General features: G+C 32.6%; 14 protein-coding genes and 1 riboswitch. Of the genes, 9 read left to right on the forward strand and 5 right to left on the reverse strand.

The window, feature by feature from the left end; all coding sequences use genetic code 11:
* Positions 1–138: 138 nt before the first annotated feature.
* Positions 139–462 carry a hypothetical protein gene (locus MT489_RS08005; RefSeq protein ID WP_244681014.1) on the reverse strand — a complete coding sequence of 108 codons (324 nt, stop codon included), beginning with the start codon at positions 460–462 and terminating at the stop codon, positions 139–141.
* Positions 463–1,033: 571 nt separating this feature from the next.
* Here MT489_RS08005 and MT489_RS08010 point away from each other — a divergent pair.
* The 5 genes from MT489_RS08010 (at position 1,034) to MT489_RS08030 (ending at position 6,768) form a co-directional block, all read left to right on the forward strand.
* Positions 1,034–1,621: a competence protein ComK gene (locus MT489_RS08010; protein WP_244681015.1), complete on the forward strand. Its 588-nt coding sequence runs from the start codon at positions 1,034–1,036 to the stop codon at positions 1,619–1,621.
* Positions 1,622–1,953: 332 nt separating this feature from the next.
* A riboswitch (cyclic di-GMP riboswitch) is annotated at positions 1,954–2,043 on the forward strand.
* 72 nt (positions 2,044–2,115) lie between these two features.
* Positions 2,116–4,302: an EAL domain-containing protein gene (locus MT489_RS08015; protein WP_244681016.1), complete on the forward strand. Its 2,187-nt coding sequence runs from the start codon at positions 2,116–2,118 to the stop codon at positions 4,300–4,302.
* Between the two features lie 39 nt (positions 4,303–4,341).
* On the forward strand, positions 4,342–5,178 hold the full coding sequence (locus tag MT489_RS08020; RefSeq protein ID WP_244681017.1) for a GGDEF domain-containing protein: 837 nt from the start codon (positions 4,342–4,344) through the stop codon (positions 5,176–5,178).
* Between the two features lie 27 nt (positions 5,179–5,205).
* Positions 5,206–5,577, forward strand: coding sequence for a PilZ domain-containing protein (locus tag MT489_RS08025; RefSeq protein WP_244681018.1), 372 nt, complete (start codon positions 5,206–5,208; stop codon positions 5,575–5,577).
* A 687-nt stretch (positions 5,578–6,264) separates the two neighbouring features.
* Complete coding sequence (locus MT489_RS08030; protein WP_244681019.1) at positions 6,265–6,768, forward strand: sigma-70 family RNA polymerase sigma factor; 504 nt, start codon at positions 6,265–6,267, stop codon at positions 6,766–6,768.
* A gap of 130 nt (positions 6,769–6,898) precedes the next feature.
* Here MT489_RS08030 and MT489_RS08035 read toward each other — a convergent pair whose 3' ends face one another.
* From MT489_RS08035 to MT489_RS08050, 4 genes are all read right to left on the reverse strand, one after another.
* Positions 6,899–7,039: a sporulation histidine kinase inhibitor Sda gene (locus MT489_RS08035; protein ID WP_244681020.1), complete on the reverse strand. Its 141-nt coding sequence runs from the start codon at positions 7,037–7,039 to the stop codon at positions 6,899–6,901.
* Between the two features lie 28 nt (positions 7,040–7,067).
* Positions 7,068–7,214: a hypothetical protein gene (locus MT489_RS08040; RefSeq protein ID WP_244681021.1), complete on the reverse strand. Its 147-nt coding sequence runs from the start codon at positions 7,212–7,214 to the stop codon at positions 7,068–7,070.
* A 570-nt stretch (positions 7,215–7,784) separates the two neighbouring features.
* Positions 7,785–8,210, reverse strand: coding sequence for a hypothetical protein (locus tag MT489_RS08045; RefSeq protein ID WP_244681022.1), 426 nt, complete (start codon positions 8,208–8,210; stop codon positions 7,785–7,787).
* A gap of 471 nt (positions 8,211–8,681) precedes the next feature.
* Positions 8,682–9,425 (reverse strand): glycerophosphodiester phosphodiesterase family protein, encoded by a 744-nt coding sequence (locus MT489_RS08050; protein ID WP_244681023.1) that lies wholly within the window; start codon positions 9,423–9,425, stop codon positions 8,682–8,684.
* 503 nt (positions 9,426–9,928) lie between these two features.
* Between MT489_RS08050 and MT489_RS08055 the strand changes: the two genes are divergently transcribed.
* From MT489_RS08055 to MT489_RS08070, 4 genes are all read left to right on the forward strand, one after another.
* Positions 9,929–10,333, forward strand: a complete 405-nt coding sequence (locus MT489_RS08055; RefSeq protein WP_244681024.1) for a hypothetical protein — start codon at positions 9,929–9,931, stop codon at positions 10,331–10,333.
* Positions 10,334–11,057: 724 nt separating this feature from the next.
* Positions 11,058–12,302 carry an ABC transporter substrate-binding protein gene (locus tag MT489_RS08060; RefSeq protein ID WP_244681025.1) on the forward strand — a complete coding sequence of 415 codons (1,245 nt, stop codon included), beginning with the start codon at positions 11,058–11,060 and terminating at the stop codon, positions 12,300–12,302.
* A gap of 292 nt (positions 12,303–12,594) precedes the next feature.
* Positions 12,595–13,527 carry a carbohydrate ABC transporter permease gene (locus MT489_RS08065; RefSeq protein ID WP_244681026.1) on the forward strand — a complete coding sequence of 311 codons (933 nt, stop codon included), beginning with the start codon at positions 12,595–12,597 and terminating at the stop codon, positions 13,525–13,527.
* Entirely contained in the window at positions 13,524–14,345 is an 822-nt protein-coding gene (locus MT489_RS08070) for a carbohydrate ABC transporter permease (protein ID WP_244681027.1), read from the forward strand. Before MT489_RS08065 ends, MT489_RS08070 begins: the two co-directional genes overlap by 4 nt.
* The last annotated feature ends 18 nt before the right edge of the window (positions 14,346–14,363 follow it).

The raw sequence follows: 14,363 nt of genomic DNA on the forward strand, positions 1-14,363 counted from the left end.
CAAGCGTCCCTTTGAGGTATTCATTCACTACCATCGCCTTAAAGTTATCCGCATATTTAACCATAAAAAACACCCCAAAAGTTAGATTTTGACTCTAACTTTTGGGGTGCACATCAAATCTGGGCATCTACTATTAGGTTATTTTTTTACAGGTCCAAAGAAATTTATGGTTGCAGTTTGTTTTGTGTTTGGATTTTCGGCTTGCCAAACTTTAAATCCTTGTTTTTTCATCTCTTTAAATAAGTTCGTCACAGATCCGTTGATTGCTGCGTTTACAGAAGGAATGACTCCTTTTCTTCCCAAAATTGGTTCCTCATGCATACCATCGAAGCTATCCTCGTCATAGTAGTAATAGGTGGCAAAACTTAATACATGGTCATCATGAACGGTACAGAAAATTTCTATATCTAGCCCCTTCACTTTAATCCAAAATGCTTTTCCGTCTATTGGCAATGGCTTCATATATCCTCTACTCCTATCAATCATTTATTATAATTTCGAAGATGATCAATTTTCATAGATGATCTTTTAAACAACATTGTCTCATATTTTGACACAATAATTAACTGTTAATGAAAAAAAGTATATGAAAAAAATACAAAATTAGACATATATTTTATATGGTGTATAATGTAGGTCAATAGTACCAGGAATATAGACTAAGTAAAATTTGAATTTTTAGTATATTCATATGATTAAAACCATTTTCTGTACATATTCCATTATATTTAGTGGACTTGGGGATTATGATGAATTCCAATATTATAGCTAGAGTTGTATACGTTTGCAGGTGCAGGTGACTGATAAAAGTGGCTTATCATTTTTTTATAATAGAATATCGTTCAATTGGCGGAATGTTTACGGTTGCAAGGGAGGTGAGGTAAGTGTGATCGATTATACATATTAAAACCCTTGGATTGTTTAGTCTTGCAGGACGAAATCCAAGGGTTTTTGCATTGGAGTATACCAATTATTTTAAGTATACTCCTTTTGATAAAAAAAGAAAGACCTATGAAAAAGGGAGGAACGAATTATGATTGTAGTAGACCGATATATAATTAATGTGGATACGAAAGTAATTTTAAACAAATATGATAAGTTTGGGAGTTTGTGTTCCTTAGTACTTGAAGGCGATGAAGTCTATGAGGTTAAAGAAAGTCCGCTCTCCATTGTTGAAAATAGTATTAATTTTTACGGCCATAGTCTTCAGGGTGCTATAGAAGGGGCAAGGAGTGTTTTAGGAAATATTAGTACGCCGCCGGTCAAGGTTAGCGGGAAGTTAGGGATGTATTGGTTTCCGATAAAATCTATTAAACATGATGACAATGTCTGGTTTTCCATTAATCATATTAAAAACTATTATCCAATTGGTACCAAGTCGTTGAGGGTAATGTTTCATGATGGAAATGGGATTAACATAGAAAGTAGTTTTGGAAGTTTTGATAGGAAGGTCAGTAGGGCACATAAATTGAAAAATATCATAGAAAACAGAACAAACGGTGAGCATTACTTTAATAAGGAGGCAAATTCCATTCAGATTGTTCGGGATCCGGATAGGAAACATTATACATATGTTATTAAGACTAGGAATAGAGAACGGGATAAAAATAATCGAAAATAACTTTTTTTGTGATAAAGATATACGAGGAAAAGTAAGATTCGTATATAGGTAGGTAAAAAAAATAAAGAAAGTTTTAGAGAGCCCCTTTGACGTTGGAAATTGTGTCGAAGGGTTTTCTATATGTTTTAACTCAATAGTTGTAGTGTATTCAAATAAAAAAATCTAGACATTGAGAATAAAAAAATATTTAAAAGGAGATTAGGAAATAAAAAAATTTTATCATAATTAAAATTATATATTTTTTCAAATTATAGACACAAAAAGGGAAAAATATGTTAATATGGAAAGGATGTGGTTCTTTATTCCTATTTTTTGTGGCTATAAAAAATATTATACGAAAAAGGCAAAATCATTGAAAAATGATGACGCAAAGCTAAAGGGGCTAATGTGTAAACTTTACACGATGCCAGCCAGTTACCGAAAAACTTATACAAAAAAACTCTTTTTCGGTCCCGAAAAAGAGTTTTTTTATTTATTTTTAAGATGAGGTGATTATGTTGAAAGCTCAAGTTGAGGAAATTGATTGCCACGATTTATTTGACACCGATGAAAAGTTAGAAACATTGCTTAACACTTTTCCTGATCTAATAATTATTAAGGATGGACAAGATCGTTGGATTAATGCAAACCAATATGCTTATTCCCTTTTTGGGTTAGAGGAATCTCAGTATTTAGGAAAAACTTCTATTGAAATTGCTAGAATCAAATCAAAATTTAGCGAATTATTCTTTTCGCGTTATGAATATGATCAAAGTGTATGGAAATTACAAGTATTGGATAGGAGCGAGATAAGTTTTATAAGTCATGATGGCAAGAAAGTGACTCTTGATTTAATATCTAAACCAATATTTCATTCTGATGGCCGTAAAAAAGCCCTTATTATCATTGGTAGGGATATTACAGATCGTATACAAATGGAGAAAAATAACTATTATTTGGCCTTTTATGACCAATTAACTAAACTTCCTAATAGATTTAAGTTCGAAGAGGAACTAGAAAATAACGTTATTATTTCCAATGCTTTACAACAAAAATTCGTTGTCATGTATATAGGATTGGACCGTTTTAAAAATATAAATGATACTCTTGGCCCTGCAATAGGTGATCAGTTACTAATGCAAATATCAAACCGTTTGCAAGAATGCATACAAGAAGACTGGTTCTTGGCACGAATAGGCGGAGATGAATTTTCAATTTTGATACCAAATACTAGGTTAGAAAATTCAATAAGTGTAGCCCATAAGATCATTGAGTCTATAGGAGTACCCTTTTTTATTAATGAATATGAACTATTTATTACTGCTAGTATTGGGCTCTGTAATTTTCCTGAGGACGGAGAAGATACTCAAGCTCTGATGAAAAGTGCAGATATTGCATTAAACCTCGCCAAGGAAGACGGTAAAAATCAATATAAAGCATACAGCTCTATAAGAGATATTAAGACATTCAAAGCTTTTTCCATTGAAAATAGTCTGCATAAAGCAATGGGCATGGAAGAGTTTGAATTATATTACCAACCCAAAATTGATATACATACCAATCGAATTGTAGGTGCTGAAGCACTTATACGTTGGAATCACCCTGTTTGGGATCTCGTGTCACCGAATGAATTTATCACATTAGCCGAAGATGCGGGGTTAATTATACCTATTGGTAAGTGGGTGAAGGAAACGGCTTGCAAGCAGAATAAAAAATGGCAAGAAGAGGGATTGAACATCGTTCCTATTGCAGTAAATATATCTGCTAAAAGGTTTATGCAAAAAGAATTTGTTAAAAACATTGAAAAAATTTTGTTAGAGAATCAATTAGATACACAATATTTAGAAATTGAAATTACCGAAACTTCTTTAATGGAAAATGAAGAACTGGCGGTTGACGTTATCCATCAATTAAGTGATTTAGGATTAAAAGTATCTTTAGATGACTTTGGAACAGGATACTCAGCACTTTCTTACTTAAAGCAATTCAAGGTGGATACGATTAAGATAGATCGTGCCTTTATTAAAGAAATTGGTGAAAATAAGCAAGATGAATTAGTCGTAAAAGGGATTATAAATTTAATTCAAAGCCTTAATATTAATGTCATTGCAGAAGGGGTAGAAACAGAAGAACAATTACGATTTCTTCGTGACCTCAAATGTAATCAAGTTCAAGGATATCTCTATAGTAGACCAGTTAAAGCTGCAGAATTTAAAGAATTACTCAAAAAAGGAAAAATTAAAATTAATGCACAAACGAGCAAACTTAATAAAGAAATAGAAAATAGACGTAAATTTTTTCGACTAAATTTAGTTCATCCTCTATTAGCGGATATGACTATAATTAAGTTTATGGGTCGGGATGTTACATTAGGGAAAACAGAGGTCCTCATTCAAGATGTTAGTATAGGCGGATTAAGTTTCATCTCTGACATCAAGATGGCTGTAAGACCCGATATGATTATAAGTATGGAAACTGAAATACTAGGTGAAAACATTGAATTTATAGGAAAGCTTGTATGGATGAAGGAATTAAATGATGATGTATACAGCTATGGGATGGAATTTATAATAGAAGAAAAAGACCGTGATATAATTGCTAAGCTTGTAAATACACTTACGGTAAAGATTCGTAAAAATCCAATCGTTCCTGATTGTAGATTCATTATTACGGACATTTATACTTTTTTTAAAAAACATTAAATGGATTTTTTTGTTTCTCTAAATATGAAAGGAATACAAATGCACAAGTATAAAATACTAGGAATTATTATTTTTACTTCTTTTTTACCTATTATTCTTGCACTATTATTTTTTAATGATGAAGCATATAACTTTTTATGGTCTCTTCTCTTTATACCCGGGTTTCTTATTATAATCACATACCCAAAACGAGCTATAGCAATCATTACAATATTGGGATATATATGTGTTGAAATATTTACTCAGTATTATTTCTTAGATATTGGTGATTCAAGTGCAGTACGGTTAAAAGTATTAATTATGAATCCATTAGTAAATGCAATCATACTATTTAGCGTTGCTTATTATAGGATAAAAGTTAAAATAATGACTGATCAATTACATGATTTGGTCATTCACGATCCACTTACAGGAATTTATAATCGAAGGTATTTTGATCTTTTTTTAGAAAGTTCCGTATCAGAATATGAAAAATCGGGTAAATCATTTCAATTAATCTATTTTGATATTGATCATTTTAAAATGATTAATGATCAATATGGGCATCCGTGTGGAGACCATATTTTAAAGGGATTAACGAGAATCATAAATAATCAAATAAGAGGTTTAGATATATTTTTTCGAATTGGTGGTGAGGAGTTCGCTATCTTTCTGCCGGAAACCTCTATTAAAACAGCTGAATCAGTAGCTAATAGATTAAGAAGAGTGATTGACGAAACATCTTTTGATTATAATTGTACACCTATTAAAGTTACGATTAGTATAGGGATAGCACAGTATAATGGAGAAGAAATACAGAAATTAATTAATCGAGTTGACTCTGCATTGTATAGAGCCAAGACGAATGGCCGAAATCAGGTTGTAGTATTTGAATGATATTTTAATAAACTTGGAGGTAAATGTATGATAAGCAATCGCCACGAGGCGTTTCGCTACACCTTTTCACCGCCTCTTCCGTGTGAATTTAATCTTGCATTAGAAAGTGATCTAGACAGAGTAAGTCATTTCGGAAATGCAGAAATTCATAATATCAGTCCTCATGGGTTAATGTTCTCAACCGAATTAAACATACCCCAGAATCGGGATATGGTAAGGGTAAGAGTAAAATTCACTTTGGAGGAAATGGATTTTTTAGTATCCGGGCATTTTAGGTGGAAAGAAACGCATATAGGGGAATTTTTGTATGGTGTTCTTTTAGATAATGATGTTGAAGTAGAACAAAAGATTATTAATCAACTGAAAATATTATCAAAGAAAAAGCATAATATGCTATAGGAATAGAAGATAGTTTAAAGGTGAATATCGAAAGTTATTGGGGGTCTTTCTGAGGGAATTGGATAAGGTCCTTTTATTTTTTTGTTTTTTTAGAAACCACTTTAAATAATGGCGTATCTTGTAGAAAAAATTAAGATAATTTTGCTTTACATTTTGTAGGACTTTCCATAGAAACTCTAAATATCAATCTTTTTCTTATTTGAAAAGTTAATACAAAATCATTTTCGATTTTTCTTTTTTATCCACATATTACCTGGGAGAACATTTTATAATGGAGTCGTCGTATTTTTAAATTTATGAGAATTAGATTATAAAGGTGTTTTCTACCTTCTAGTAATTAAGTCTTTTTTTTGTAGATTCTATGTTAACAGAAATTGAGATAGAAGAAACTATGGGTGATATGATTCTTTTATTTTTCAGAAATGCAGTTATTTTCAAGGCTGAATCCTATTGGATTCAGTCATTTTCTACTTTTAGAGATATAAAATTAAAAAATCGATAAAGCAAATCATACTATTTTACAAAAATCGCCTAGAGAAAATTGAAAAATTAAGATGATTTTGGATATGACATTGTGAAATTGCGTTATTTTTGATAAAACGTTCATTCGCTTCAATTGTTTATTCTTACTATCTTTAAGGTACTCGAGAAAACAATAGAAAGCGCGCTTTCCAGGAAGGAAACGGAATGGAAAGAGAATGTTTTTATGAATTGGTTAATATGTATGAGCGAATGATTTTTCACGTAATGAAGTCGTTGGGAATTTATAAGAATCGGGAGGAATTTTATCAAACAGGTTTGATTGCTTTGTGGGATGCAAAGCAACGTTTCCATGAGGAGAGGGGAAAATTTTCCACATTTGCGTATTCATATATTAAAGGTCGGATGCAGACTGAAATGACGAAAATGAATCGGGATGAAGAGAGAGTTGTGTATCCAGATGATGCTTTTTGGGAAATGTCAGTTGATGAAAATAAGGTGGAGGCACTGGAGTTAGAACAGTTGGATGCCTACTGTAAAGGATTGACTGAGAGGCAGAGAGGGTGGGTAATCGCTACTTTCTATTTTGGAATGAGTACACAAGAAATTGCCGATAAGGAAGGTGTATCATTGTCTGCAGTAAAGAAATGGCGTACAGGTGCGATTCAAAACATACGGGTCAATATGAAGGAAGGGATAATTGAGTTGTAGCAGTAAGAATATGTGGGAAATCTGTAAGTTTTTCACTTAGAGTACTCCTTGATTACAAAGCAGTAATTCCCAGAATCCATTTCGGAGTCTGGGAATTACTCTCCACCTTTTTGAGTAGCGGGGAAGTGGTTCATGAATAAAACTTTTTGGTATCAGAGATATTTCGCCTTTCAATCTCAAACTCCAGTAATTTAATAAAATCTGAATCCAGTTGGAGTTTCTTCGCTTTTTTAATTGTTTCTAAAAGCGATTCATTCGACAAAACTTTCATGTTATTTTTCAATTCTCCTTTTGAATTTTTATTTTTGATTTTTTAATTTTTGTAATGCTTGATGTAACAAATCTATATCTAAATATATTTGTTTTTTTATATGAGGAGAGTTACATTTATCAAAATCAAACCTTAATCGACGAAGTTCATAGTCTAAGAAGTCAACTTGGCGCAAATTCACCCTCCTTTTTTTCTTTTAAATTTCCCTTTTTGGAAAATATTGAAACGTATTGAAAGCGATTACATAATATTAAATATAAAATTGTACAAAAAGATGTATAAAATGTAAATAATTGGTATTTTTTTAGGTCGGAAGTATGGAGTTTGTAGTAGTTACCTAGGTATCAAAAGACTTTATACACCGGTTTTATCATAAGGTTGTATAGAAAAACGAATACCTCAATATCCTCTTTTGGCGGTGTAGAGGAAAATGTGTGACGATTGCTGAAGTATTGCGTGAAGGAGTACTACCGTACGTCCAGATAAAGTTGAGAAAATGAAGAATTTATGGGAGGAATGGGCGGAGAGAACGCATGTTGATTAGAGTGACGAAAGATACTAGGGCAGGGGGAGAATATAATTAGTATATTCTACTCCTGCTGTTCTATTAAATTAGCCAAAAAATATATTTAATTTATATTAAGTGGAAAGTAGGTAAATTCCTATGTATCATGATGTTACTGTTTATTGCAGACCTGGAAATTAATAAATAACTAAGTTCAGTCATGTGGCAGAGCTGTTAATGTTATAAAACTTCATTTATTATCAATTGGTCATTCTCTAAATCAATCAATTTTAAACGATTTTCATGCTTAATATAGATGCTTTTAAATTTTTTGTTATGATTTTGATCCTCTAAAAAAATCACTCTTTTATTCGGATTATCTGTTTCAATGACCTTCTCGTATTCATCACTGCCAATTTTCTTGAACACTGCTGCCAATTCTGCATAGTCTTCATTACCGACACTTTCAACTGTAGTTTCATCTGATTTTTTCTCAGGCCCCTCAGTGTTTTTCGTATTATCTTTTTGATTATCCTCTGGCTCAGATGTTTGTGTGACTTCAACCTTATTTTCATTAATATTGTTAGCTTCTTGTGCTTTTTCTTTTTTGCTAGTACATGCAGTCAGCAAAATCACACTTAATAATATGATGAGTAGTCTATTCATAAGTACGCTCCCTTCTCGTTTGTTAGACTTAGTAAATTATAAAGAAACATACTTATGGATGCAAAAATAAAGCAAAGACAAAGAAATGAAAGTATAGGAGTTAAATAGTTTAATAAAATTGGTAAAGTTGGACACAAATAAAAAAAGTAACTGCCCTCTCCAATCCAACAGATAGGGTATGTTACTCTATTTTTTCTGCTTGAAATATGGCCCAGTCGTCCTTTTACGGCTTGTAGTTGCACTGATCAGGTGAATCAGCATCTGCTCTTTTTATTACCTTTAGTAAAGGTAACTTAGATTAATATTTTACCTTAAATTTGGGACTAATTATTTTACAGTAATCTTCAGTACTTAGAACATGGAACTTATTCAAATCATTCTTATCAAGCAACCCTTTCAACTCTTTAAAGTCGTCCAACTCGGTAGTTTCTGATGAACTACTGTTCAGTAGTATCTATCATAGTTATCAATTTACACATTTTTTATTTTTTCAATATACTCTAACGCTGGAACCGGATTATTGCATGTCATTAGTGTTATACCGCAATCTAATGAATATTTAACTTGTTCCGCATCGTCTGGACAAAAACACCATGCCAATTTTCCAGATGTCTTGTAGCGTTGAACTATTTCTGGATTCAGAAGGTTCATATCAATCCCAATGGCCCATAATTTTGAAAAGGTTCCATTGTCACCTAGAATATAGTTGGACATTTGCTTATCTGGGAATCCTTGTGTTTTAAATTGATATTTATCATTAATATACGCAACAATATTTGCATCGAAGCTTGTAAATACACACCTATCAAGGAAATCATACTTCTTTAGTATCTCTATTGCGCGATCAGCAACCTCGATAGCGGTACCACATCGCTTGATTTCAACGTTTAAAAGTATATCGGAATAAGGTTGAAGCCATTCGCAAAATTCATCTAATGTTGGAATCCTTTGTCCATTGCCTGCATCCAATTCTTTTAATTCTTTTAATGTAAAATCACGTACTTTACCCGAACCATTCGTCGTCCGATCCACCGTCTGGTCATGTATGATTACAACTTCGTTGTCTTTCGATATTCGGAGATCAAACTCAATCATATCCACTCCAGTTTCAACAGCTTTTTGGAACGCCAATAATGTATTTTCAGGATATTTTGAACTATATCCACGATGGGCAGCAACAATTATACTTGATTGGTCAAGAAGTTGTTCGATCATGGGATTATCTACTCCTCATTTAAATCTACTTAAATTTGAGTAATCTTGAAAATAAAACTATAAGATTGATCTTTTAATTTTCCTCCCCTCATTATTTCATAATATTTCCATATTACCATTATAATAATGGGATTATAGTAAGAACCAAAAATTTGTCTAAAAGATAATGCTTTTTTCTTAAAAGTAAAAAAAGTATTTAATCGATCTCAGCTCAATTAATCGGTTTGTACATTTTCAAATACATAAAAATCCGAATGAACTAAATATCATGAAAAATAAGCATTAATCCGGATAATAGGTTAGGAGAATAAATTCTTAAATTTTTTTTATTGGTAGTATAATATATTATTGTGGGGATTTTTACTAATTCACGCTCGTGCCACAATAGTTTTCTGCTCTATTTTTGCTGCTTTTTTCTCTTCAACTAAGTCAAATATTAAATAATGAAGTTAAATTAAGGGGAGAAATTCCATGAACGATGGCATTAGTGAAGATATCAAAATATGAGTGAACAAGCAGTTGAGTATGCTAAGACTTTTGGTAAATCATTTACATACTCTGAAGATGATATAAAAGATTTGGAAGAAATATTAGATTTTTATTCTAAAGATTTAAAAGGAAATTTGCTTAAAAATCTACTAAGAAAAATGACTAAAACCATGCCTACTGAAAATCAAATTTATTCCATGTCATTGATTTGGGGCAGTTATTTAGGTCAACTGCTAAAGAAATATGTGAATCCTAAACTATGCTGGGTAGAAGAAGAGGTATTTGGTGATGGGAAGATCATTCATTTGAAAGATGAAGAAGTGAGATTTTTTCCTATTGATAAAGTCTATAAGAGGATAATGAATGGCAGCGAGGACAATATCATTTCTTTCTACGAAGTACTAAAAAGAGATTTTTAACTCTAGTTACGGAAGTCTTTGGTAATAAGCAATTATTAAAGATTGTAATGTTATTAAGAAGTAAAATACTTTAAAAAATTTTGGTATTGAATATGTACTAAGATACGCTCAGATTTTTGATATCTGAGCGTTTTTTTATTGTCGTCACACTGGTTTATCTACCTTAAATTTCTTATTTTCCTAGTCTCTCTTGAATGACTAATTATAAATCTATGTTTTTTAAGTAAAGGGACAATGTGATATTGCATTAAACCTTGATATATAAGGCGATGAAAAAAATGGATATGAATGTTTTAGATGCTTATATGAATAATCTAAATGTTCAAGGGAATTTTATGATAATTGATGAGGTTTTGATTTAAATGATGAAGATTGGTTCTAATGGGAAATGATGAAAATTTAAGATTGTTGGTATGTTCAGTGCTCATAGTGAACTGTGACTAAATATTAGTAAAAATGCTCGTTCTTCACATGGTACATTTTAGTAAAAATGGTGACGTTTCCAATTATTTTCCTAAAAGATCTCTTTTTTAATTCATATCGAAAATTTGCGTTAAACCTTTATTTACTTGGAAAACACCTAAGATAACGTTTGCTTTTTCTCTAACGTTCTTAAAATTCCAAGGTTTTAAAGGTTTAATATTTTTAGTAAAACTATGAAATAAAACCTTTACATTTAGTAAAAACCTGTTTTATAATCGAATCAAACGAAGGGGGAAATCAGATGAAAAGTAAATTTCGCACAAAGAGTATTTTCGTTTTACTTGTAATTTTCTCAATCTTAACGCTGTCTGCATGTGGTTCAAGCTCAGATAGTAATACTGGCAAGACGAAAGATGGAAAGACGCTGATTCGTTTTGCGACGTGGGATTCTGAGGATAGCCTTGATTTGCAAAAACAGTTAGTGGATAAGTTCAACAAAGAGCATTCTGATATCCAAGTCAAATTAGAAGCATATGGTTCCGAATACGATACAAAAATCGCTGCAGGAATGGGCTCTAAGGATGCACCAGATGTAATGTATATGTGGAACTATCCGCAATACAAAGATGCACTTGAGCCACTTGATTCTTATATCGAGGGTGCAGGAGCTGGTTATAAAGATAATTTCTATGAAGCTTTATGGAATTATAATTCAGCAGATGACAAGGTTCTTGGTCTTCCGGTTGGTTATACAACACATGTTGTTTATTACAATAAAGATCTTTTTGATGCGAAAGGACTTCCATATCCTACAGGGGATTGGACATGGGATGATTTCCAAAAGGTTGCTGCACAATTAACAGATTCAGCTAAAGGTACAACAGGCTTCGTATTTTCTGGAAAGCCAGATCCTTATGATTTTGAAATGTACCTTTGGGGCAATGGAGCAGCTTACTCTGATAAAAATGGTGAACTTGAAGGTAATTTGAATTCTCCAAAATCAATTGAAGTTTTTGATATGTTCCAAAAAATGGAGAAAGACAAAATTGCACTTGCTTCTGAAAAATCAGGTACTGATGAAATGAAAACTGGAAAAGTTGGTATGTTCATCAATGGAGCCTGGTATATTGATACATTCAAAAATGCTGGTATTAATTTTGGTGTTGTAGAGGTTCCACATTTTGAAGGAAATAAAAGTGTAAGTGTTATCAGTTCATCAGGACTTGCGATGTCAAAAGACTCAAAAAATAAAGATGCTGCCTTTGAATTTATGAAATTCTGGACAGGCGAAGAAGCGAATAAAGCGAGAATTAATTATGAGCTTCCTGTTTTAAAAACAGTTGTAGAGCAAGAGAAACTAAATGAAGATCCAATAAAAGGCGTGTTCTATTCTATGCTTGAGAATAGTGAAGGCTTTACACCATCTTCCTTCCGTATCGAGGATTGGAGTACAGTTGCTGATGATCTTAACCTAGTATTTGAAGAAATTTTCAATCCAAGCACATTAATGAATCCGAAAAAAGCTTTAAATGATGCTGCTCAGTAAGAAGATATAAATATGAAGGAAGTAACTAAAGTTTAATCCGTTACTTCCTTCCATCTTTTTGGAAAGCAAAGAAAATACAAGCTTTTTATTAGTTCTATTATTTACTGTGTAGCGTAAGGCAGCACTCACTGTAGGCCAAATAACATGAGCTGTTAAAAATCTAAAAAACTTTTTACGTCTCAGAGCATTTGCTTGTCGCCGAAAGCTGCGCGCCTTGCGCTTTTCTAATCTATTTGCAACGTTTGTCACAATGATACTAAGCCTAAGCAAATAATAATAAGAGGGTATTTCCATGGTAAAAACAAAGGAAAAACAAAAATCATTTCAATTAGTGAAAAAGAGAGTGCCGTATTTATTCATTAGCCCTTGGATCATTGGAATTATCGTTTTTACACTTGGTCCACTCATTTTTTCACTCGTTATGAGTTTATATGATTGGCCAATTACGAGCGAACCGAAGTTTATTGGTCTCGAAAACTATACCAAAATGTTCACGGATGATCCGCAATTTTATAAATCATTAACCATTACCTTTAAATTCGCTGCTATCTTTGTTCCTCTAAATCTAATCATTGCACTTGTTCTTGCATTATTAATTAGTCAACGTGTTCGTGGGATAAAAGTGTTTCGAACCATTTTCTACTTGCCAGCTGTTGTTTCTGGTGTGGCGATTTCGATTATTTGGGGCTGGATCTTCAACTCTGAATACGGGATTATGAACTATTTACTTTCATTTATTGGTATTGAAGGTCCGAAATGGTTAATTGATCCAAAATGGGCAATTATTACAATCGTTATTGCAAGTGCGTGGGGTGTAGGTACGATGATGCTCATTTTCTATACCGATATTAAAGGGATTCCGCCAGAGCTTTATGAAGCAGCGGCAATCGACGGAGCATCACCTGTAAAACAATTTTTCCATATTACACTACCAAGTATTACACCAACTCTATTATTTAACATTATTACCTCGGTCATTAACGCCTTGCAGCAACTTACGCTCGTTTTGCTTTTAACAGGGGGCGGACCGTTGAAATCAACGTATTTCTATGGACTATTCGTGTACAACAATGCGTTTAAGCATCATAAGCTTGGATATGCAAGTGCTAATGCGTGGTTCATGTTTGTTGTCATCTTAATTTTAACGATGATCATCTTTAAATCATCATCTGCATGGGTGTTTTATGAAACAGAAGTCCAAAAAGGAAAGGGGAAGAAAGCATGAAGATTTCAAGAACATATAAAGCCGTTATTTATACGTTTTTAATATTGTTTTCATTATATTTCCTCTTTCCGTTTATTTGGGTGCTTTTAACGGCATTAAAATCTAATGCGGAAGTATCTCAGTTTCCGCCTAAAATTTTCCCGGCAATTCCACAATTTCATAATTTTATCGATGCGTGGACAAGTCAGCCATTTGGCACTTACTTGAAAAACTCAATTATCGTAACAACAATGACGACTTTTGGTCAGTTGCTTTCGTGCTCGCTCGTTGCCTACGGCTTTGCTCGATATGATTTTAAATATAAGAATATTCTTTTCGTCATTTTATTATCAACGATGATGATTCCGTGGGACGTAACGATGATCCCGCTATATATGCAGTTTAATTTATTCGGATGGATTAATACGTTAAAGCCATTAATCGTACCAGCCTTTTTCGGTTCCGCTTATTACATCTTTTTATTGCGTCAATTTTTGATGAATATTCCTAAGGACATGGAAAATGCGGCGCGTATTGATGGTGCGAATGAATTTCAAATTTATTATAAAATTTTTCTTCCAATCATGAAGGCACCACTTATTTTGATTGCGGTACTAAATATATTGCTAGTTTGGAATGATTACTTAGGACCGTTAATCTTCTTGCAAGATCAATCAAAATATACGTTGGCTCTTGGGCTAGCTGCTTTTAAAGGTGTACATGATTTGCAAATTATTCCAATCATGTCGATCACTCTCATCATGATTATTCCGCCTGTGCTCGTCTTCTTCTTTGCACAGAAATATATTGTGGAAGGTGTAAGTGGTTCGATTAAATAGAACAGACAAACGGGAAAA

Origin of the sequence: Lederbergia wuyishanensis, from assembly GCF_022900255.1 — a bacterium.
Lineage (GTDB): Bacteria > Bacillota > Bacilli > Bacillales > Bacillaceae_C > Lederbergia > Lederbergia wuyishanensis.